The organism is Herminiimonas contaminans (genome assembly GCF_015645465.1).
Taxonomy (GTDB): domain Bacteria; phylum Pseudomonadota; class Gammaproteobacteria; order Burkholderiales; family Burkholderiaceae_D; genus Oxalicibacterium; species Oxalicibacterium contaminans.
Map to the genome: position 1 here is coordinate 23,869 of NZ_JADOEL010000018.1, position 20,382 is coordinate 44,250.

General features: G+C 54.7%; 20 protein-coding genes. 6 read left to right on the forward strand and 14 right to left on the reverse strand.

Going from position 1 to position 20,382, the window contains the following annotated elements; genetic code table 11:
• Positions 1-100 precede the first annotated feature (100 nt).
• From prfA to prmC, 3 genes are read left to right on the forward strand one after another with little or no spacing between them, the layout of a single operon-like run.
• A complete protein-coding gene (gene prfA / locus IXC47_RS16895; protein ID WP_175625166.1) occupies positions 101-1,183 on the forward strand; it encodes a peptide chain release factor 1 in 1,083 nt (360 codons plus the stop codon).
• Between the two features lie 57 nt (positions 1,184-1,240).
• On the forward strand, positions 1,241-1,714 hold the full coding sequence (locus tag IXC47_RS16900) for a disulfide bond formation protein B (RefSeq protein WP_175624219.1): 474 nt from the start codon (positions 1,241-1,243) through the stop codon (positions 1,712-1,714).
• A complete protein-coding gene (gene prmC, locus IXC47_RS16905; protein WP_195876423.1) occupies positions 1,714-2,559 on the forward strand; it encodes a peptide chain release factor N(5)-glutamine methyltransferase in 846 nt (281 codons plus the stop codon). The genes IXC47_RS16900 and prmC overlap by 1 nt, the downstream gene beginning before the upstream one ends.
• An 11-nt stretch (positions 2,560-2,570) precedes the next feature.
• On the opposite strand, the gene IXC47_RS16910 is transcribed toward prmC, so the two are convergent.
• The 8 genes from IXC47_RS16910 to IXC47_RS16945 all read right to left on the reverse strand — a co-directional run bounded on the left by IXC47_RS16910 (position 2,571) and on the right by IXC47_RS16945 (position 10,470).
• Positions 2,571-3,089: a TlpA disulfide reductase family protein gene (locus IXC47_RS16910; protein WP_195876424.1), complete on the reverse strand. Its 519-nt coding sequence runs from the start codon at positions 3,087-3,089 to the stop codon at positions 2,571-2,573.
• Positions 3,090-3,177: 88 nt separating this feature from the next.
• Positions 3,178-5,157, reverse strand: a complete 1,980-nt coding sequence (locus IXC47_RS16915; protein ID WP_195876425.1) for a M48 family metallopeptidase — start codon at positions 5,155-5,157, stop codon at positions 3,178-3,180.
• 47 nt (positions 5,158-5,204) lie between these two features.
• Complete coding sequence (locus IXC47_RS16920) at positions 5,205-5,795, reverse strand: LemA family protein (protein ID WP_195876426.1); 591 nt, start codon at positions 5,793-5,795, stop codon at positions 5,205-5,207.
• Positions 5,796-5,908: 113 nt separating this feature from the next.
• Complete coding sequence (locus IXC47_RS16925; RefSeq protein ID WP_195876427.1) at positions 5,909-7,426, reverse strand: BCCT family transporter; 1,518 nt, start codon at positions 7,424-7,426, stop codon at positions 5,909-5,911.
• An 81-nt stretch (positions 7,427-7,507) separates the two neighbouring features.
• Positions 7,508-8,167: a BON domain-containing protein gene (locus IXC47_RS16930; protein WP_195876428.1), complete on the reverse strand. Its 660-nt coding sequence runs from the start codon at positions 8,165-8,167 to the stop codon at positions 7,508-7,510.
• Positions 8,160-8,756 carry a phosphoheptose isomerase gene (locus tag IXC47_RS16935; protein ID WP_175625167.1) on the reverse strand — a complete coding sequence of 199 codons (597 nt, stop codon included), beginning with the start codon at positions 8,754-8,756 and terminating at the stop codon, positions 8,160-8,162. Before IXC47_RS16935 ends, IXC47_RS16930 begins: the two co-directional genes overlap by 8 nt.
• A 54-nt stretch (positions 8,757-8,810) precedes the next feature.
• Positions 8,811-9,182, reverse strand: coding sequence for a YraN family protein (locus IXC47_RS16940; protein ID WP_195876429.1), 372 nt, complete (start codon positions 9,180-9,182; stop codon positions 8,811-8,813).
• A 7-nt stretch (positions 9,183-9,189) separates the two neighbouring features.
• Positions 9,190-10,470 carry a penicillin-binding protein activator gene (locus IXC47_RS16945; RefSeq protein ID WP_175624227.1) on the reverse strand — a complete coding sequence of 427 codons (1,281 nt, stop codon included), beginning with the start codon at positions 10,468-10,470 and terminating at the stop codon, positions 9,190-9,192.
• Positions 10,471-10,482: 12 nt separating this feature from the next.
• On the opposite strand from IXC47_RS16945, the gene rsmI reads away from it, so the two are divergent.
• Positions 10,483-11,406 carry a 16S rRNA (cytidine(1402)-2'-O)-methyltransferase gene (rsmI, locus tag IXC47_RS16950; RefSeq protein ID WP_195876430.1) on the forward strand — a complete coding sequence of 308 codons (924 nt, stop codon included), beginning with the start codon at positions 10,483-10,485 and terminating at the stop codon, positions 11,404-11,406.
• A 29-nt stretch (positions 11,407-11,435) separates the two neighbouring features.
• Here rsmI and IXC47_RS16955 read toward each other — a convergent pair whose 3' ends face one another.
• The 6 genes from IXC47_RS16955 to IXC47_RS16980 all read right to left on the reverse strand — a co-directional run bounded on the left by IXC47_RS16955 (position 11,436) and on the right by IXC47_RS16980 (position 18,284).
• Positions 11,436-12,455, reverse strand: a complete 1,020-nt coding sequence (locus IXC47_RS16955) for a septal ring lytic transglycosylase RlpA family protein (RefSeq protein WP_195876431.1) — start codon at positions 12,453-12,455, stop codon at positions 11,436-11,438.
• A gap of 64 nt (positions 12,456-12,519) precedes the next feature.
• Entirely contained in the window at positions 12,520-13,623 is a 1,104-nt protein-coding gene (gene rodA / locus IXC47_RS16960) for a rod shape-determining protein RodA (RefSeq protein WP_370458584.1), read from the reverse strand.
• An 8-nt stretch (positions 13,624-13,631) separates the two neighbouring features.
• On the reverse strand, positions 13,632-15,539 hold the full coding sequence (gene mrdA, locus IXC47_RS16965; protein ID WP_175624231.1) for a penicillin-binding protein 2: 1,908 nt from the start codon (positions 15,537-15,539) through the stop codon (positions 13,632-13,634).
• A 42-nt stretch (positions 15,540-15,581) separates the two neighbouring features.
• On the reverse strand, positions 15,582-16,097 hold the full coding sequence (mreD, locus tag IXC47_RS16970) for a rod shape-determining protein MreD (protein WP_175624232.1): 516 nt from the start codon (positions 16,095-16,097) through the stop codon (positions 15,582-15,584).
• Positions 16,094-17,086 carry a rod shape-determining protein MreC gene (gene mreC, locus IXC47_RS16975; protein ID WP_175624233.1) on the reverse strand — a complete coding sequence of 331 codons (993 nt, stop codon included), beginning with the start codon at positions 17,084-17,086 and terminating at the stop codon, positions 16,094-16,096. The genes mreD and mreC overlap by 4 nt, the downstream gene beginning before the upstream one ends.
• Before the next feature lie 154 nt (positions 17,087-17,240).
• Complete coding sequence (locus IXC47_RS16980; protein WP_011979422.1) at positions 17,241-18,284, reverse strand: rod shape-determining protein; 1,044 nt, start codon at positions 18,282-18,284, stop codon at positions 17,241-17,243.
• 250 nt (positions 18,285-18,534) lie between these two features.
• On the opposite strand from IXC47_RS16980, the gene gatC reads away from it, so the two are divergent.
• Positions 18,535-18,837, forward strand: coding sequence for an Asp-tRNA(Asn)/Glu-tRNA(Gln) amidotransferase subunit GatC (gene gatC, locus IXC47_RS16985; protein ID WP_175624234.1), 303 nt, complete (start codon positions 18,535-18,537; stop codon positions 18,835-18,837).
• Between the two features lie 73 nt (positions 18,838-18,910).
• The gene (gene gatA, locus IXC47_RS16990) at positions 18,911-20,368 is read left to right on the forward strand and encodes an Asp-tRNA(Asn)/Glu-tRNA(Gln) amidotransferase subunit GatA (RefSeq protein ID WP_195876432.1); all 1,458 of its coding nucleotides are present in this window, start codon (positions 18,911-18,913) and stop codon (positions 20,366-20,368) included.
• Positions 20,369-20,382 lie beyond the last annotated feature (14 nt).

Sequence of the window (20,382 nt, forward strand, 5' to 3'; positions counted from 1 at the left end):
CTTCCCGCCGGTCCGCCCTCACGCCGACCAATACCTTGCATGCTGTCCCGCACAGCGCTGCACATCGTCAAGATCAACCAAACCAGAATTAAAAAATATGATGAAACCATCCATGCTCGCCAAGCTCGATCAATTGACCGAGAGACTGGACGAATTGAATGTGCTGCTGACACAGGAAGATGCCACGTCCAATATGGACAACTACCGCAAGATGACGCGTGAACATGCGGAACTGGGTCCATTGGTCGCCTTGTATGCCAGCTATCGGCAAGCTGAAAGCGACATCCAGGATGCACAAGGCATGCTGTCCGATCCGGATATGAAGGAATTTGCGCAGGAAGAAATCGCCGCCGCCAAAACGCGCATGGAGCAGCTGGAACTCGATTTGCAGAAAATGCTGCTACCGAAAGATCCGAATGACGACCGCAATATCTTCCTCGAAATTCGTGCCGGTACCGGCGGCGATGAAGCGGCACTGTTTGCCGGCGATCTCTTGCGCATGTACACCCGCTTTGCCGAGCGCAATCGCTGGCAGATAGAAATGGTATCGGAATCGCCATCCGAAGTCGGTGGCTATAAGGAAGTCATCGTCCGCATCATCGGCTTCGGTGCCTACTCGAAGCTCAAATTTGAATCCGGCGGCCATCGCGTGCAACGCGTACCGGCTACCGAGACGCAAGGACGCATCCACACCTCGGCCTGTACCGTCGCCATCATGCCGGAAGCCGACGAAGTCGAGGACGTCAACATCAATCCGGCCGACTTGCGCATCGATACCTATCGCGCATCCGGTGCCGGTGGTCAGCACATCAACAAAACCGATTCCGCCGTCCGTATCACGCACATTCCGACTGGCATCGTGGTCGAATGCCAGGATGACCGTAGCCAGCACAAAAACAAGGCTTCAGCGCTGAAAGTGCTGGCGGCACGCATCAAGGATGTCCAGTTGCGCGAACAGCAATCGAAGGAAGCGGCAACGCGTAAATCACTGATCGGTTCCGGCGACCGCAGCGAACGCATACGCACCTATAATTTCCCGCAAGGCCGCATGACTGACCATCGCATCAACCTGACTTTGTATAAACTCGACTTCATCATGGACGGCGATTTGACCGAACTGACGAATGCACTGGCAGCAGAGCACCAGGCAGAATTGCTGGCTACGCTCGCCGATGCGACCTGATGCAACTATTCCGCTGCAAGCCACTCTTAATGTGCATCCTTTTTTGAGAAACCAGCAATGAAAACCTCCAAACCCGTACTGCTCGCCGTCGCCTTTGTGTCGCTCGCCCTGCTGGCGGTCGCCATGTATCTGCAACATGTAGAAGGCATGCTGCCATGCCCGCTGTGCGTGATCCAGCGCTATGCCTTTGCAGCGATTGCCATCATCTGTCTGATCGCGGTCTACCTGCCACGCGGCGCGGGCAAGATCGCCACCGCGCTGGCGGCTCTGGCAGCAATCGCCGGTGCCGGTGTCGCTGGCTGGCACATCTATATCAAAGCCAATCCAACCGTATCCTGCGGCATCGATCCGCTGGAAACCTCGCTGAATACGATACCGACTGCCAAGCTGCTGCCTTTCCTGTTCCAGGCGGATGGCCTGTGCACCACCGAGTACGCACCGATACTCGGCCTGTCATTGCCACAATGGGCATTGGTCTGGTTTGCCGTGATCGCTACTTATCTGATTTACACCACCATCAAGAAGAACTAATGAGCGTCATGGATGCAAGCGTCGCGACCGGCACCACCATCTCTGCCATCATGCAGCGTGCGCCGCTTGCACAACTGGAAGCACGCATCCTGCTCGCACATGTCACGCAACTCTCGCGCGTGCAATTGATTACCCAGTCGGAGCGCGCGCTGACGGCTGATGAAGCACAACAGCTATCGCAACTATTTGCACGCCGCCTTGCCGGTGAACCTATCGCCTATCTGACCGGGGAACGCGAATTCTTTGGTTTGTCGTTTGACGTCAGCCCGGCCGTGCTCATCCCGCGTCCCGATACCGAATTGCTGGTTGAACTGGCCATCGAACATTTGCCATCTCAAGGTCGTGCACTGGACATGGGTACGGGTTCCGGTGCGATTGCGATTGCACTGGCACATGCACGCCCCGATGCCAGCGTCACCGCGCTGGATGTCAGTACAGAAGCATTGGCCATTGCCACAAGTAATGCCCGCAAAAATCAGGTCAAGGCAGACTTCCTGCGTAGTGACTGGTTCAGTGCGGTGGAAGCGCAGCGCTTTGATTTAATCGTGTCGAATCCACCCTACATCGTCGCAGGCGATCCGCATTTATCCGAAGGTGATTTGCGCTTTGAACCGGTCGATGCACTGACCGATCATGGCAATGGCCTATCCGATCTGCACACCATCACGCGCGATGCCAGAGCCTATCTGGCACCCGGCGCATGGCTATTGATGGAGCATGGCTACGACCAGGCGGCAGCAGTACGCGAAGTACTGAGCGCATATGGTTACACCGAGGTGCAAAGCTGGCGCGATCTGGCAGGTATAGAGAGAGTCAGTGGCGGCAGATACCGCGCGGATAAATAAAGCGAACTACGTCAAGCAGCCAGCGCTTTTTCCAGCAGCTTATGCAGGGCAGCGAAATCGGGTTCGCCGACGTAGCGCTTGATGACGTGGCCATCTTTGTCGACCACCAAAGTAGTCGGCGTCAGTTTGATATCACCAAATGATTTTGCCAGTTCACCCTGGGTATCGAGTGCGATCTGGAATGGCAGTTTGCGTGTCTCTACGAAATTCAATACATAGTTAGGTGGATCGTAAGCCATCGCCACCGCGATGAATTCCAGTCCGTTGTCCTTGTACTTGTTGTAGGTATCAACCATCTCCGGCATTTCCTTGACGCAGGTCACACAGGACGTCGCCCAGAAATTAATCATCACCACCTTGCCGCGCAAATCCTGCGAGGTAAATTTCTTGCCTTGCAGATTGGTAAAGGTCACATCCGGAATCGCATCCTTCTTGGAGACCGACATATAGCCGACCACTGCCAGCACCACGATAACGAGGGCGGCCAGGATTTTGAGCCAGGTACGCTGAGGTGCGGCAGATGCTTGCATGATCGACAATCCGAAGAATTCAGTGTGCCTATTATAGTCAGGTCCTGCGCTGCATGTTTAATCGAAAATACCGACACATGCAGCAGGTTCAGGACAAGGATGCGGCAGGCCAGCCGCTATTCGTATACACCGCAGCAACAGCTGGCGGCATCGGTGCTTCCAGTGCGGCGCATATCGCACGCAGCAGGTCGGCCAGGGGCAAGGGCAGCGGTGCCTGTTCACCTGCAATAACCAGCAAGGATTTGATTAAAGCCGGATTAGCCAGTGGTGCCAGTTGATTCAGTTTATCCAGTGCCAGCTTGATGCTGCCGTAACTTAATGCATCTATCCCGAGCACATCCTTTTCAGACAGTGCCAGCGTCGGTGATGCATGTGCAGCGCGCATGAATAATGATGCGACCGCTTCTTTGCGCAAGGGCGCTGCCACATGCGCCAGCAAAGAAAATAAAACCAGGCACTCTGTCTTCAGTTCGTTGACACTCGCATACTTGATCCGCACGGCACGATTCGCTTGTGCCGCCAGGCGTCGTACCAATACCGTTTGCAAAACAAACTCATGCAGGCTCACACGTTTGTCACTCGCAATCATGCGCTGGAATTGCGCCAGCATCACGTCACGCTCAGGCAGTGACAGCTGGCGTAACGCAGGCATCATCAGGTCGAGCAAAGGCAAACGCGCATTTTCAGGCAATTGCTCGATGGCGACGGCAAGTCGCTTTACCTGTGCGATCTGATGCGGCATATGTTCCAGCAAGGATTGCAGCTGCGGACTCTGCTCATCGCCTGGATTCAGCAAGAGCGCATACAGCAGCAACGGTGCTTCAGCCGGATCATGCGCGACCCTATCTATCTCCGGGCTCAAGCGGATCTGTGCGAGGGTGCCATCACCATATGCTTGTGCCGCCGTCATCGCGATGGCAGTACTGGCTTCCTGCAAGTCGGCACGTATCGCTGTCAATGGCGTGCTGGCATACGCAAGCGCAGGCAGGACATCGGACGGCACCGGAAAGATACGCGCGTCTGGCACACGTAACTCCTGCTCATCCGGCATCTCCACATCACGACCATAGATACGGCGCAAGCGCTCCTGCAACGGTGGATGCGTAGCAAAAAAGCCCGCCATCAAATGGGGCCGCACCGCACTGACGAATAGATGCGATAGCTGCTCCGCATTGCGGTGACCGATGTATGCACCGGAAAAACCCTTGTCACTCAAGGCTGCGATCTTGCGCAAGGCATTGCCGAGACCGTCCGGATTCCGTGTGAACTGGATGGCACTGGCATCGGCCAGATACTCACGCTGACGTGAGACAGCGAATTTGATGACACGGCCAAAAAACAAACCGATATAACCAATCACGAAGAATGCAAAACCAAAAATGAAAGCAATGATGCGAAACACTGTCAGCTTGAAACTGGACTCGATATCATCCGAGTTGTACCAGGCGAACTCCATCGCCTGACGGCCGAAGTCACCCACCATCTCGATACCGAAAGTCACGCCAAGCAACTTCAGGTTGAGGCGCATATCACCATTCAGGATATGACTGAATTCATGCCCGACTACGCCCTGCAATTCATCACGAGTGAGACGTGTCAGCGCACCTTGCGTCAACACCACTACCGCTTCATTCGGGTTGTAGCCTGCGGCAAATGCATTGATGGATTCTTCTTTTCCCAATAGATAAACCTTGGGACAGGCAATGCCGGATGCAAGCGCCATTTCTTCCACAATATTGAGCAGGCGACGCTCATGCAGGTCTATCGTATTCGGTGATACCTGACGACCACCGACCATGCGTGCAACCGCCTCACCGCCATCACGCAGATTGAATATCTCTATCATGGTGCCGCCGCAAATCAGCAGGACAGTGATGCAGGTATTGGTAAAGAAGAAGCCATGCGGATAATGATGAGCGCCGGTCAGCGGCTGGCCTTGCAGCAATATCCATAGCAAGGCCATCACGATATTCACCGCCAGCACGATGGCGACCACTGCCAGTGCAAATAGCAGCACCAGCATACGGCTCTGCCGTCTGGCGTGATCCTGTTGCTCGAAAAAATTCATTTCGGTTGAATACAGGACTTACATATATTCCGGACAGACATGCAGCGTCAGAATGTGACCTTGATGGCTTTGCGCTCTTCCGGGCTCTCAGTCGACTCCAGCAATTCGGCCCTCCGGAAACCGAAGGAATTGGCGATCAGCGAACCCGGAAATTGCTGGATCGCGACGTTGTATGACATCACGCTGTCGTTATAGCCCTGGCGTGCGAAGGCGATGCGATTTTCGGTACTGCTGAGCTCTTCACTCAACTGCATCATGGTATGGTTCGCCTTGAGATCCGGATAGGCCTCGGACAGTGCAAAAAACTTGCCGAGGGTGGCATCAAGCGCATTATCAGCGATCACCATATTTTTGAATGCTGCGGCGTCTGCAGGACCTGCAGCAGCTTTCTTGTTCGCATCGACCGCATGATTGCGTGCAGCGATCACGGCCTCCAGTGTTTCGCGTTCATGCGCCATATAGGCTTTGGCAGTTTCGACCAGGTTCGGAATCAAATCATAGCGCCGCTTGAGTTGCACATCGATCTGGGAAAACGCATTCTCAAAGTAATTGCGCAAGGCGATGATGCGGTTATAGACACCGACACCCCAGAAGGCGACGATTGCAACGATAGCCAGTAAAACGAGCACTGCTGTCATGGTCTCTCCATAAGAAAAAGGCCGCGCGACTCGTTGCCGCGCGGCCTCAATATAGCATTGCAAAACGTTAAGTTGCCAGTAGTTAACAATTATTTCGCTAGGTCACCTGCCAGTCACTTACCCAGCAACTGGCGCATACGCTGACGCAGCTCCCTTTCCGCACGTTGTTCTTCTTTCCAGTCTTCGCGCACGGCGCGCCACAAGGAGAGCGCCATCAGCGCAACCACTATCGTGAATGGCAGGGCAAATACGATGGTCGCAGTCTGCAAGGCATCCAATCCGCCAGCCAGTAACAGACTGATCGCAATACCCGCGATCAGCGAACCCCAGATGATCTTGATACGGTTCGATGGATTAGCCTCACCACCCGTACTCATCATGCCCAGCACCAGGATCGCCGAATCACCCGAGGTGACAAAGAAAACCAGCACCAGCAAGGTGGCGACCACCGACATGATCAGGCCGAAAGGCAGTGCATCCAGCATGGTGAACAAAGCCATCGACAAATCTGCCTTGGCGGCCGCAGCTATCGGTACGGCCTGCCAGATTTCCATATGCAAGGCGGTGCCGCCAAAGACCGAGAACCAGATAAAAGCCGCGATCGATGGTGCTATCACGGTGCCAACGATGAATTCACGTATAGTGCGACCATGCGAAACCCTGGCGATGAAGAGACCGACAAAGGGCGACCATGATAACCACCACGCCCAGTAAAACACGGTCCATTCGCCTACCCACTCGCTGTCACGGAACGGCGTCATGCGTAAACTCATGCGCACCAGTTCGCTCATATAACTACCCAGCGTATTCGTGAAGGTGTCGATGATGACAACGGTCGGACCGAGCATGAACACCATCAGGGTCAGCAGTGCCGCCACCAGCATATTGATAGATGACAGCCATTTGACACCGCGTGCCACGCCACTCACGGCAGAGGTAACAAACAGGGCGGTCGCAAGTACGATAATGCCGACCTGCGTATATTTATTGACGGTAAAGCCGAATACTGCCGCCAGGCCACCGTTGATCTGCATCGCACCCATACCGAGGGAAGTTGCCACACCAAAGGCAGTGGCAATCACCGCCAGGCCATTGAACAGACCTGACATACGTTTGACCGGTTGCCACGGCAACGATTTGGTGGACTCGCTGATCAGCGCCACACCCTGGCGTCGGTATTGAAAGAAGGCGATGGTCAGGGCGACGATGCTGTAGACCGCCCATGGATGCAAACCCCAATGGAAGAAGCTGTAACGCATCGCAGTATTCGCCGCCTCCGGCGTGCGCGCGATGGTACCCGGTGGCCCCTGCGTGAAATGTGACAAGGGCTCGGCCACACCCCAGAACACCAGGCCTATGCCCATGCCGGCAGCAAATAACATGGCGAACCAGGCCGGCAATGAAAACTCCGGCTCGTCGTCATCCTTGCCCAGCTTCAGGTTGCCGTAGCGGCTGAAAGCAAGGAAGGCGGAAAACAGTACCAGCCCCAATACAACCCACAGGTAGAGCCAGCCAAAATTTTTGGTAATCGCGGCCATCGCGATATGGGAAATTGTGCCCAGTGAAGCCGGGGAAAATATGCCCCACAGGACGACAATCAAGATCAATCCGACAGGAAAAATCAGTTGCATCTTTTCTCTCCCAAAAAGAAAAGCCGCGCAGCAATTTGCTGCGCGGCTTTAATATACACCCCGCAAGAAACAGTGACAGATTTACTGTTTTTGCGCAGGTTGTGATTCCGGCGTAGTTGTCAACATGCGATACTCTTCATCGCTAATGTATTCAAATACTTTGACGACCTTTTGCACGCCACTTACACCACGTGCGATATTCGCTGCCAGATCGCCTTCACGTTCCGTTACACGACCCATCAGATACACAATGCCACGTTCGGTCACGACTTTGATCGAATTCGCGTACAGCGTACGATTGTCAACGATAGAGGCCTTTACCTTGCCGGTGATCAGCGTATCGTTGGAACGTGAACCGAAACCGGATGCGCCGGAGACCGCCAATTCATTCACCACCGATTGCACACCTTCAATACGGGATGCTTCACGTGCAGCAGCTTCTTTCGCTGCTTCGCTCGGTACTTCACCGGTCAGCAAGACCTTGCGGTTGAAGCTGGTGACATTCACGTGACCTGCATCGCCGACCACTTTAGGAATCGCCATTTCGCCTTTGACGGCAATCGATTTATCTTCCGTCTGTGCACCCAGCGTACGACGGTCAGTTGCCGCCAGCGTACCCGCCACGACACCGCCTGCGATTACGCCGAAACAGCCTTGCAGGCTGAATACCATCGCACTACCCAGCAATACCATCGCAACCGGGCGTTTTACCGCGTGCATATAACGTTTCAAATCACTCATTCTCATCTCCTCCAAATAGTGCAACGTCAATGCCGTCACACAAACAATGTATCGTTAATAAATGTACTTCCTGTATCCGTGCTGTCCTGTCATGCGGCACGCAAATATGCACGTCCGCATCGGTCAATAATTTGGCGGTGGTACCACCGCTTTTGCCGGTCAGCGCCACTACGCGCATATCGCGCTCCAGTGCTGCTTCAATCGCGGCGTTGACGTTGGCAGAGTTACCGGAAGTAGACAAAGCCAGCAAGACATCACCCGGCTGTCCATATGCCTGAACTTGCTTGCTGAAAATTTCCTGATAGCTGTAATCGTTACCGATGGCGGTCAGGATGGAAGTATCGGTTGTCAGTGCCATCACTGGCAGCGGCAAACGTTCGCGTTCGAAACGACCGACCAGCTGCGCGGAAAAATGTTGGCAATCTGCAGCCGAACCGCCATTGCCGCAAGCAAGAATCTTGTTTCCATTAGACAGGGCGCCGAACATTAGTTCCACAGCCTGTTCAATTGGACGTGCTAATGCGGATGCGGATTGGATTTTGAGCTCGGCACTTTCGTGGAAGTGACTGAGTATGCGTTGATTAATCATGGTGTGGGAATTATAGAGCAGTCCATCGCCAAGAGTGGCGCAAGACATGGGATTTCAGGCTTCAATTGCATTCTTCAGCCATGTCATCTCTTTGTCATCAAAAGCGATGACATCGAAACGACAGGGCGGCGGCATGCTGTGACCTTGCAGGTAAATCTGTGCTGCGATGATCAGTCGTTTCTGCTTGGCACTACCGACGCTGGCGGCTGCACCGCCAAATTTGGAATTGCTACGCATACGGACTTCGACAAACACCAGCACTTTTCCGTCTTGCATGATGAGGTCGATTTCACCGCCCTTGCAGCGAAAATTCCGTTCCAGCAGTCGCAAGCCCTGCTGCTGCAAATAGGCCAATGCCTGATCTTCTCCTATTTGCCCGGTGATTTGCTGCGCGGTACGTGGGCGCAGAAAGGCAGGCATGCGCATCAATGACCTACTGCGCTTCGAGTGGCTGCACCATACCTTCACGATAAGTTGCAGCTTGCAGTACACGCTCAAAATAAGGAGCACCACGGCCAAAGCGAACTGTCAGCTTGCCGGTTACGCCATCCAGGCTGAACTCGGTTTGTTTGATCGCGATATTCGCCGCGACACGGTAAGCATCTATACCCAAGGCATACAGGCGCTCGACATCCGGGCTGCTGCGTTGGCCGCTTGCCTTGGCCAGTCGTGGATAAGCCATCACGGCGGCATGATCCGGCTGCAATTGCCAGGGCATGTCTACCAGGCGCACTCCTTCGAGGTCGGTCAGGCGATCTGCACTCGCCCAGTCATCAAGTGCAAACGGATTCAATTGCGAAACGCCGTACATCGTGACTTCGCCGCCTATAGCCAGGCGCAGCTGGATTGCTTGCGCCGCATCAAGTCCGACAAAAATCAACGCAGGCTTTTCTGCCTGTATGCGTTTCTTCAGTTGAACCAGCGCATTCGCATTCATGAAGCCGCCAGTCATGGTCAACTCCAGTACTTCTGCCGTCATGCCGAGTTGGCTCCATTGCGCGGCGAAGGCACTGACTGCACGACGTTGCCACGCCACATTGGTAGACAGCGCGAATGCTTTCTGGCGTGCGCGGTTCTTGCCGACCCAGTTCGCCACCTGGCGCGCCTCATCTTCTATCGACAGGCCCATGACCAGCATATTGGTCGGCACCTTCACTTCGGCTTCACCTGCAGCGTTCAATTGCGTCAGGGCGATGGTCGGCTTGGTGACTGCGTGATTTTGTACGATGGCGGTCGCGCCACTGCGTGTCAGCGGGCCAACCACGATGTCATTATTAGCGGCCGCTTCGGTGTATCCGCTCAGTACATCCTGCGCGGCGTCGCCGGTTTCTATGAAATTGACGACGATATTGCCCGGCTCATGCTGATAAGCTGCGATGAAACCGGCACGTACTGCGTCCGACACTTGCGCCAGCGACTCGGAGCGGCGCGGCAGCAACAATCCAATGCGGGTTGGTGGCAGACGTGTGGTGATAACAGGGACTTCGATCGGTTCAACGATAGGATCATCGAGCGGCGCACTCATCGCTTCCGGCAAAGCCAGGTCGGTTTGCGCCAGCTGCATCCTGTCCAGCGATGACCGCTGGGACTGAATGCCGGTTACACTGGCAGAACTGTCAGCGGCAATGTCGGCAGTTGTATTTGCCAGCACAGGCGAGCACAATCCGCTGATGAAGCTTGCCAGCACGAACATTCTCGCTAAATTTCCCAACATCCGACTCTCCCAATGACTGAAACAAGCAACAGCCTTTCCACTATCTTGCCGATTATGCACGATGTGTCCAACCAGACCTATCCTCCGGCAACATTATATGTGGTGGCTACCCCGATCGGAAATGCAGGCGATATATCGTTGCGCGCTTTGCACACTTTATCGATAGTCGATGCCGTTGCTTGCGAAGATACGCGCAATACCGGCCATCTGCTGACACGTTACGGCTTGTCCAAGAACCTGATCGCCGCACATCAGCACAACGAGCGGGAAGTGGCAGATAAACTCATCAGCCGCCTGCAGGCTGGCGAACGCATCGCGCTGGTGTCTGACGCCGGCACACCGGCCGTCTCGGATCCCGGTGCACGCATCGTCGATGCGGTACGCAACGCAGGTTTACGGGTGATACCACTGCCAGGTGCCTCTGCCGCGGTTACCGCGCTGTCTGCCAGCGGTTTGCTGAATGACCAGTTTTACTTTGTCGGCTTCCTGCCGGCCAAAGCCAAACAGCGTGAAAGCGTGCTGTTCAGCTTGCAGGCCGTGGCCGCGACCATGGTGTTTTACGAAGCACCACACCGGATTACTGAAACGGTGGCAGCATTGGCTGCAGCTTTCGAGCCGACCCGCCACATTGTTTTCGCACGTGAACTGACCAAGCTGTTCGAAGAAACCCACAGATGCACGCTGGCCGAAGCAGTGGCCTGGATCAATGCCGACGCCAACCGGCAAAAAGGCGAATTCGTCGTCCTGTTGGAAGGCGCGCCGAGTGCGGGTGATCAGGATCAAATCGAAGCCGAACGCATACTCGGCATCTTGCTGCAGGAATGTTCGGTGAAACAGGCCGCAGCGCTAGCCGCACAAATCACTGGCCAGAAAAAGAATTCTCTGTACGAGCGCGCTTTACAGATGCGCGACGCCAGCGACCAGGACGAGGCCTGACTCGGGCTCAGCCTATCCCGATTGTTTGATCAGCGCTGTACGATAAATGGCTTATTGACGCCGCTTTGCTGTACTTGCAGAGCGGCCGCTGCAGCCTCGTCACGACTGGCAAACGGTCCGCTGTACAAACGATACAGATTGTTCGATGGCTCAACTTTCAATTGCGGCAAGCTGTTCCCCACATCCTGCACCAGGCGAGCTCGCAACGCTTCTGCATTCGCCATTTGTGAATAAGCACCGAATTGCAAATAGAAACCTGTAGGCAACACCGCCGTTGACTGTTGTGCAGCTGCTTCTGTTGCTACTGGCGCACTGTTTTGCATGACAGGTGCTGCCAGTGCAACCGCCTCTACCGTCGGCGCCTGCACCGGCGATGCATCGGAAGCGACGCTGGCCGCGCCTTTATTCGCATTAATGCGTTCTATATCAGCCGCGAGCAGGCGTTCCACTTCCAGCTCGGCACTGCCGTGCCCAATGTAACCCAGCTTCAGCGCTGCAGTGTATGACAAATCTATGACGCGGCTTGAATGGAACGGTCCACGGTCATTGACGCGCACGATGACCTGCTTGCCATTGCTCAAATTGGTAACGCGCGCATACGAAGGAATAGGCAAGGTCGGGTGCGCCGCCGTCATCTGGTACATATCGTATGGCTCGCCGGAAGAAGTTTTTTGTCCGTGGAATTTTTTGCCATACCAGCTGCCACGACCACGCTGCTTGAACGGGCGCTCATCGGCGATAGGGACGTATTGCTTGCCGAACACGACATAAGGCTTGTTACCGCGATTGGCATACGGTTCTATCCGTGGCTCGGCGTCAGGCAGGTTTTCCAGGCCATCAGGAATATCGTCACCCGGGCCGTCATCCTTGTAATAACCACCACGACCGGAACCGGCAGGCGGCAAGACAGGTGTAGACGAAGAACGGGTGGCAGAGCTGCCGGACGCCGATTTTCCGGCGGATGGTGTAGTAAGCGGTGTAGTACTGCAACCGGCTAAAGCGACGATAGTAGAAATCGCCAGGACTTGTAATACGGTGCGAAATTGCATCGTTTGCTCCTGATGATGACCGCATTGCGCATGCTGCGTGCAATGCAGTCGATAAACGGTGGCATCAGCTTTGCATTAACTTCCTGTGCCGCTGAATGCTCATCAAAATGCCGACGCCCAATCCGAGCGTGACAAAGGCGGTGCCGCCATAACTGAAAAAGGGCAAAGGTACGCCGACGACCGGAAGAATACCACTGACCATGCCCATATTCACAAATGCGTAAGTAAAGAAGATCAGCGTAATCGCGCCCGCCAGCAAACGGCTGAACAGGGTCGGCGCATTCGCTGCAATGATCATGCTGCGTCCAATTAGCAACAAATACAGGAACAGCAGCACACAGTTGCCGATCAAACCAAACTCTTCCGAAAACACGGCAAAGATGAAATCGGTAGTGCGCTCAGGAATGAATTCAAGGTGGGCCTGCGTACCATTCAGCCACCCCTTACCGGTGATGCCACCAGAACCTATCGCTATGGTCGACTGGATGATGTGAAAACCTTTACCCAGCGGATCAGTGGTCGGATCTATCAGTGTCAACACCCGTCCGCGCTGGTAATCGTGCAACATCGACCACACGACAGGCAAACTTGCCCCCACCGCAACCGCAGCTGCAACCAATACCTTCCACGACAAACCGGCGAGGAAAATAACATAGAAACCAGCTGCCAGCACCAGCAGCGCAGTACCCAAATCGGGCTGGCGCATGATCAAACCGACTGGCGCAATCAGCATCAGGCCTGCCACCAGGAATTCACGCCAGCGTGTCACGCCTTCGCGTTTCTGGAAGAACCAGGCCAGCATCATGGGCATCGCGATTTTCATGATTTCGGACGGCTGCACGACTACGCCAAGATCGACCCAGCGCCGCGCACCATTACGTATCAGGCCAAACTGCGCCACGGCAAGCAAGAGCACGATGCCGGTGATATACAAAGGCACGGCAAAACGCATCAGCGTCTGCGGTGGAATCGCAGCGGCGACCCACATCACAGCAAACGCAATCGCGATGTTGCGCACATGATCTTCCACACGACCAGGGAAATCGATACCGGCCGAATACAGGGTGACGGTACCCACGGTAAGTATCATGCAAACGATCAGCATCAACGGCACATCAAACATCTGAATGTAGGGCTGGACGATTTGCCCGACGGAGCGTCGATTCATCTCATTACTCATTCGACGAACTCCTCCTTCGGCTCATTCTTCGGTTTAGGCGCAGGCTTGTCGTCCGGGCGCTTGCCGAGCAGATAGAAGTCCATCGCCTTCTTCGCAATCGGTGCCGCCGCTGCGCCACCGAAACCACCATTTTCGACGATCAGTGCCAGTGCTATGCGCGGATTGTCGGCAGGTGCAAATGCGGTGTACAGCGCATGGTCATGATGACGATCAGAAATCTTGCTGGCGTCGTACTTCTCGTTTTTCTTGATCGCGATCACTTGCGCAGTACCGGTCTTGCCAGCTGATACATATTCAGCCCGGGCAAAAGCACGTGCACCAGTACCTTCCTTGTTGACGCCCACCATCGCATTCTTGATAACGTCGATATTCTCCTGCTTCAGCGGTATGCGGTAGCTTTCCTTCGGCACGGTCAGCGTACGCTGGCGCGTAGTGCCGTTTTCCAGCATCTTCACCAGATGCGGCTTCATCACGACACCGTTATTGGCCAGGACTGCAGTCGCATGTGCCAGTTGTAAAGGTGTGAAGGAGTTATAACCCTGGCCGATACCGATGGAAATCGTTTCACCGGCATACCATTTCTTTTGTTCAGGCTTGCGATAAGCCGCCGCCTTCCATGCGGTAGACGGCAACACGCCGGTGCGTTCGAAGCGCAAATCGATACCGGTCTTTTGACCAAAACCAAACGGTTTCATGAAGTCATGGATCGCATCGACGCCGAGGTCGTTCGCCAACATGTAGTAATAGGTGTCGCAGGATTGCACGATGGATTTGTACATATCGACAAAACCGTGCCCGCCTTCTTTATCGTCGCGGAATTTATGGTTACCAAACCAGAAATAGCCCGGATCGGAAATCGCATCCGACGGCTTGCGTTTACCCAGTTCCAGAGCTGCCAGCGCCATGAATGGTTTGTAGGTCGAGCCTGGTGGATAAGCACCGGACAAAGGACGATTCAGCAAAGGATGGTCAGGCGAGTTATTCAGCATGTCCCAGTTTTGCTGATCGATCCCCTCCACAAACAGGTTGGGATCAAAGGTCGGCATCGAAACATACGCCAGGATGTCGCCGGTAGATGGCTCAATTGCAATCAATGCACCGCGACGATCACCAAAAGCCTGTTCCACCACCTTCTGCAATTCGATATCGATAGACAGGATCAGGTTATCGCCCGGTGTCGCAGCGGTACGCGACAAGGTCCGGATAGGACGACCACCGGCCGACACTTCCACTTCTTCGTAACCGGTGCGACCGTGCAGCTTGTCTTCGTAACTCTTTTCTACGCCTTCCTTGCCGATGTGCTCAGTGCCGCGGTAGTTGGTCGCGTCATCACCCTCATCGATTTCCTTGGCTTCACGCTGATTGATACGACCGATATAACCAATGACATGTGAAGCAACCGAACCGAGCGGATACTGACGGAACAGGCGCGCCTGGATTTCAACGCCGGGGAAGCGATAACGCTGTGCTGAAAAACGTGCCACTTCTTCATCCGTCAAACGCACGCGGATAGGTGAACTGCCAAGCTTGCGTGATTCTTCCTGCAGCTTTTTGAAACGACGCCTGTCCTTGGGCTGGATATCAACTAGCGTCGCCAGCTCATCAATCAGCGTTTCAAGATCACCGTTGATTTTCGAGGGCGTGATTTCCAGCGTATAAGCGGAGTAGTTACGCGCCAGCACCACGCCATTGCGATCCACGATCAAGCCGCGATTCGGTACCACTGGCACGATGGAGATGCGATTGTCTTCTGCCTGTGCGACGTAATCGTTGTGTTTGTATACCTGTAACCAGATAAAGCGCGCCAGCAGACAGCCGAACAAAATGAACACCACAAAGCCCGCGACCGACAGCCGCAGGCGGAAGAGTTGTAGTTCGCGTTCGGTATTTTTTAATTCAGTCATGCGGGTTCAAATACCGGCTAAACATCAGGTCAGGGCAACCGCTTACAGCGGACGCGTATCGTCGCGATTAATGGCACGACGTTGAGGTGCCAGCAGAATCCAGGTCACCACCGGCCACATCAGGGCAGCCACGGCGCTCTCGGCAAAATACAGCCAGCCCGGGAAATTCCCGCCGACGAACAGACGCACGATGAGCTCGATGATCTGCGTCATCAACAACAACAGGAAGACATGCAAGGCTTGTGTCCCCATCGGGAACCACAGCACACGGCGGTGGATCATGATCGCGATGTAAGACAACAAGGTGTATGCCAATGCATTCTCGCCCAGCACCGCCGCATCATGTACATCCATCAGGATACCCATCGCGAAAGCGACGCCTATGCCCACCTTGCGTGGCTGATGCATGCTCCAGAACACCAGCAGCAATGCCACAAAATCAGGCACGCCTATCCATTGTCCCCACGGCAGCAGATTCAGCAAAAATGCCACTATCAGGCTCAGCGCAATAAACGCCGGGCTCGCAGGCAACAATATGTAATGAGGCTGGTGGTTCATCGCGGTGCACTCGCTGGCTGCGCTGGTGGAGGAGGCGCGGGTTGTAGATCTATACCCCTGCCCGAAGTTCCATTGGTACGGCTGGCAGCGTGACGCAAAATACCGGCCTGCTTCGCATTCTTGTCTTTCGCATCATCCGGTGCGCGCGGTGCCAGTTTGTTTTCCGTTAACAGAATCAATAAATGACGGTTACGATCTATCCCTGCGCTGGGCTGGCAGATGATGCGCGCAAACGAATCAACCGATTTGTTTTCCACCTGTGCCACCGTCGCAACGGCCAGGCCGGGCGGATAAATGCCGTCGATACCCGAAGTCACCAATACATCGCCCTTCTGGATATCCGCATTGGTCGGCATGAAGCGCAAATCAAGCACATTGGACTGACCACGACCATAAGCAACACTGCGCAAACCGTTACGCACCACCTGCACCGGGATCGCCTGGTTCTTGTCTGTCAACAAGGTGATTTCTGAACTGAAAGGGAATACCCGTGTTACCTGGCCGACCACACCAACATGATCTATCACCGGCTGACCAAGCGCGACGCCATGCTGGGTGCCACGATCAAGCACAATCTTGCGGGTAAATGGGTCACGCGTGTCATACAGGATTTCGCCAAGTACGGACTTGACCGGGAGGCGCTCGCTGGTACCCAGCAATTCACGCAACTGGGTATTTTCAGCCAGCAGTTGCTGACCTTGCTGCAAATTGCGCGCGTTGAGAATTTGCTGTTGCTTGAGCTTTTCGTTTTCCTTCTTGATATCGGAAAGCGAAGTGAAATAATCGCCGACGTAATAAAGCGCGTCACGCGGGGCAAGGGCGACTACCTGCAGTGGATAGAGTGCTGTCGAGATGACCTGGCGCACCACTGCGAGTGAGCGCATATGTGAATCCACTCCCAGCAGCACCAACGCAATCAAGGCGAAGAACACCATCTTTGCACGTGCCGAGGCACCTTGTTTGAAGAGTGGTGGTGGGCTGTATTCCATGTATTACTTGTTGGCGAACCTGCCGAGGATATCCACAACAAACTGCGCTGCCGGAACATTGCGTCCGGCAGCGGCAACCTGTGTTTCAAAATATTGTGCTTTCATGACATTGTTCATGTCAGCCAGTCGGATGGGTAATGCGGTTAGAGGGCGATTACTCGTAAGAGAAAATCGAACCCAGCTTATCCATGCGCTCCAGCGCCATGCCAGAACCGCGCACCACGCAAGTCAACGGGTCTTCCGCCACGATCACAGGCAAGCCCGTTTCTTCCATCAGCAGACGGTCCAGGTCGCGCAGCAAAGCGCCACCACCGGTCAGCATCATGCCTTTTTCAGCAATATCGGCACCCAGCTCTGGCGGAGTTTGTTCCAGCGCGTTCTTCACGGCGGAAACGATGTTGTTCAGCGGATCGGTCAGTGCTTCCAGGATTTCGTTGCTGGAGATGGTGAACGAACGTGGAATACCTTCGGACAGGTTACGGCCCTTGACTTCCATTTCACGCACTTCGGAGCCCGGGAAAGCCGAACCGATCTCTTTTTTGATGGCTTCAGCGGTTTGTTCGCCGATCAGCATGCCGTAGTTGCGGCGGATGTAGTTGACGATCGCTTCGTCGAATTTATCGCCACCGACGCGGATCGAGCCTTTGTAGACCATGCCGCCCAGCGAAATGATGCCGACTTCAGTGGTACCGCCACCGATATCGACCACCATCGAACCGGTTGCGTCGGATACCGGCAAACCGGCACCAATCGCTGCTGCCATTGGCTCTTCGATCAGATAAACCTGTGCTGCACCTGCGCCCAGCGCCGATTCACGGATCGCACGACGTTCCACCTGGGTGGAGCCGCAAGGTACGCAAATGATGATACGAGGGGAAGGTTTGAAGAGTTTGGTGTCGTGCACCATGCGGATGAACTGCTTGAGCATTTGCTCGGTAACGGTAAAGTCGGCAATCACACCGTCTTTCATCGGGCGAATCGCCTCGATATTGCCCGGCACCTTGCCCAGCATCTGCTTGGCTTCCTTACCGACGGCCATAATGGTTTTTTTGCCATTTGGGCCGCCTTGCTGGCGAATTGCCACTACCGAAGGCTCATCCAGCACGATACCTGCACTGCGAACATATATCAGGGTATTGGCGGTACCCAAGTCGATTGCCAGATCATTCGAAAAATAACTACGTAAAAATCCAAACATGAATTGTCCTGGTGCGCAGCAGTGGTGCGCTTAAGTAAAAAAAGGGGTTTATGGCCGCGGCGACCCCAATATCGGCGCCAGCAAGGCATTAACCCGATATTCTACCTTATAATTTACCTTAAATTAGTCGTCTAAAAAGGCAAAAATATCCGCCGGATGGGCTATTTTGCAAAGCTTTTGCCAACACTAGAAGACTTTTGCATCTTCCGATTTTCTTAACATTGAACAGCGGCACGACCGCAATCCGACCATGTCCCTCGAACTTTCCGATGTCAAACGCCTATCAACGCTCGCCCAGATCGAACTGACCGCCGAGCAATCCGCGCAAACGCTGGACAAGCTGAATGGCATTTTTTCGCTGGTTGAACAGCTGCGTGCCGTCGACACCACCGGCATCGAACCATTGAATCACCCGATCGCTGCGATGCAGCCTGACCTCGCGCTGCGCCTGCGTGAAGACGTCGTCAGCGAGCCGAACCGCCGCGACGACTACCAGGCCGTCGCCCCTGCGACCCAGGACGGCCTCTACCTGGTACCGAAAGTCATTGAATAAGTCGCGCATTATTTAATACAGATAGGCGCGCGGGCAGCATCCTGCCCCTCTAACCGAACACCAGAAATTCACTATGCATACCAAGACCTTAAAAGAATTATCCGCACTGCTGCATACCAAACAGATCTCCGCGACCGAACTCGCGCAACTGTTCCTAGCCCGTATTGCGCAAAGCGACCTGAATGCATTCCTGCACGTTGATCCGGCACTGACGCTGAAAGAAGCAGCGCTTGCCGACCAGCGTCTGGCCAGCGGTGATACCACCGCATTGACCGGCATCCCGATTGCGCACAAGGATATTTTTGTGACGCGCGACTGGCGCTCGACCGCCGGTTCCAAGATGCTGGAGAACTACGTCAGCCCGTTCGACGCAACCGTAGTCGAACAATTCCGCCAGGCTGGCATGGTGCATCTGGGTAAGCTGAACTGCGATGAATTCGCGATGGGTTCGTCGAATGAAAACTCTTACTTCGGCGCAGTCAAAAATCCGTGGGACAAGACCGCAATTCCTGGTGGTTCATCCGGCGGTTCTGCTGCAGCGATTGCAGCGCGCCTGACACCAGCATCGACTGCCACCGACACCGGTGGCTCGATCCGTCAACCGGCAGCGCTGTGCGGCGTCACCGGTATCAAACCTACCTACGGCAGCGTCTCGCGCTTCGGCATGATTGCATTTGCTTCGTCGCTGGATCAGGGCGGACCGATTGCAAAAACAGCGGAAGATTGCGGCTTGCTGCTCAACGCGATGACCGGTTTCGACCCACGCGACTCGACCAGTATCGAACGTGCGAAAGAAGATTTCACGCGCGACCTGAGCCGGCCATTGCAAGGTTTGAAAATCGGTCTGCCACGCGAATACTTTGGCGAAGGGTTGGCCGCGGATGTAGAACAAGCAGTACGTGCAGCGCTGAAAGAATACGAAAAACTGGGCGCAACTCTGGTCGATATTTCGCTGCCAAAAACTGAGCTGTCGATCCCGACCTACTACGTGATCGCACCAGCGGAAGCATCGTCCAACCTGAGCCGTTTTGATGGCGTACGTTACGGCTATCGCGCACAGGATTACAGCGACTTGTCCGACATGTATCGCAAGACCCGCGCTGAAGGTTTCGGCGAAGAAGTCAAACGCCGCATCCTGGTTGGTGCTTATGTACTGTCGCACGGTTACTACGACGCTTACTACCTGCAAGCACAAAAAATCCGCCGCCTGATCGCGCAGGATTTCCAGCAGGCATTTACCCAATGCGACGTCATCATGGGACCTGTATGCCCGACAGTGGCATGGGACCTCGGCGACAAAGCGGATGACCCTATCGCCAACTACCTGGCCGACATCTTCACGCTCTCGACCAGCCTTGCTGGCTTGCCTGGCATGTCGATACCTTGCGGCTTTGGTCAGGGTGAAAAGAATTCCAAACGTCCGGTTGGCCTGCAAATCATCGGCAATTATTTTGCTGAAGCAAAGCTGCTCAACGTCGCGCACCAGTACCAGCAAGCGACCGACTGGCACTTGCGCCAGCCTGCTGAATAAGCATCAAATACATC

What these genes read in the sequence shown, in the direction of transcription:
- prfA (WP_175625166.1), top strand. Translation starts at nt 101, where the DNA reads ATGAAACCATCCATGCTCGCCAAGCTCGATCAATTGACCGAGAGACTG.
- IXC47_RS16900 (WP_175624219.1), top strand. Translation starts at nt 1,241, where the DNA reads ATGAAAACCTCCAAACCCGTACTGCTCGCCGTCGCCTTTGTGTCGCTC.
- prmC (WP_195876423.1), top strand. Translation starts at nt 1,714, where the DNA reads ATGAGCGTCATGGATGCAAGCGTCGCGACCGGCACCACCATCTCTGCC.
- IXC47_RS16910 (WP_195876424.1), bottom strand. Translation starts at nt 3,089, where the DNA reads ATGCAAGCATCTGCCGCACCTCAGCGTACCTGGCTCAAAATCCTGGCC.
- IXC47_RS16915 (WP_195876425.1), bottom strand. Translation starts at nt 5,157, where the DNA reads ATGAATTTTTTCGAGCAACAGGATCACGCCAGACGGCAGAGCCGTATG.
- IXC47_RS16920 (WP_195876426.1), bottom strand. Translation starts at nt 5,795, where the DNA reads ATGACAGCAGTGCTCGTTTTACTGGCTATCGTTGCAATCGTCGCCTTC.
- IXC47_RS16925 (WP_195876427.1), bottom strand. Translation starts at nt 7,426, where the DNA reads ATGCAACTGATTTTTCCTGTCGGATTGATCTTGATTGTCGTCCTGTGG.
- IXC47_RS16930 (WP_195876428.1), bottom strand. Translation starts at nt 8,167, where the DNA reads ATGAGTGATTTGAAACGTTATATGCACGCGGTAAAACGCCCGGTTGCG.
- IXC47_RS16935 (WP_175625167.1), bottom strand. Translation starts at nt 8,756, where the DNA reads ATGATTAATCAACGCATACTCAGTCACTTCCACGAAAGTGCCGAGCTC.
- IXC47_RS16940 (WP_195876429.1), bottom strand. Translation starts at nt 9,182, where the DNA reads ATGCGCATGCCTGCCTTTCTGCGCCCACGTACCGCGCAGCAAATCACC.
- IXC47_RS16945 (WP_175624227.1), bottom strand. Translation starts at nt 10,470, where the DNA reads ATGTTGGGAAATTTAGCGAGAATGTTCGTGCTGGCAAGCTTCATCAGC.
- rsmI (WP_195876430.1), top strand. Translation starts at nt 10,483, where the DNA reads ATGACTGAAACAAGCAACAGCCTTTCCACTATCTTGCCGATTATGCAC.
- IXC47_RS16955 (WP_195876431.1), bottom strand. Translation starts at nt 12,455, where the DNA reads ATGCAATTTCGCACCGTATTACAAGTCCTGGCGATTTCTACTATCGTC.
- rodA (WP_370458584.1), bottom strand. Translation starts at nt 13,623, where the DNA reads ATGAATCGACGCTCCGTCGGGCAAATCGTCCAGCCCTACATTCAGATG.
- mrdA (WP_175624231.1), bottom strand. Translation starts at nt 15,539, where the DNA reads ATGACTGAATTAAAAAATACCGAACGCGAACTACAACTCTTCCGCCTG.
- mreD (WP_175624232.1), bottom strand. Translation starts at nt 16,097, where the DNA reads ATGAACCACCAGCCTCATTACATATTGTTGCCTGCGAGCCCGGCGTTT.
- mreC (WP_175624233.1), bottom strand. Translation starts at nt 17,086, where the DNA reads ATGGAATACAGCCCACCACCACTCTTCAAACAAGGTGCCTCGGCACGT.
- IXC47_RS16980 (WP_011979422.1), bottom strand. Translation starts at nt 18,284, where the DNA reads ATGTTTGGATTTTTACGTAGTTATTTTTCGAATGATCTGGCAATCGAC.
- gatC (WP_175624234.1), top strand. Translation starts at nt 18,535, where the DNA reads ATGTCCCTCGAACTTTCCGATGTCAAACGCCTATCAACGCTCGCCCAG.
- gatA (WP_195876432.1), top strand. Translation starts at nt 18,911, where the DNA reads ATGCATACCAAGACCTTAAAAGAATTATCCGCACTGCTGCATACCAAA.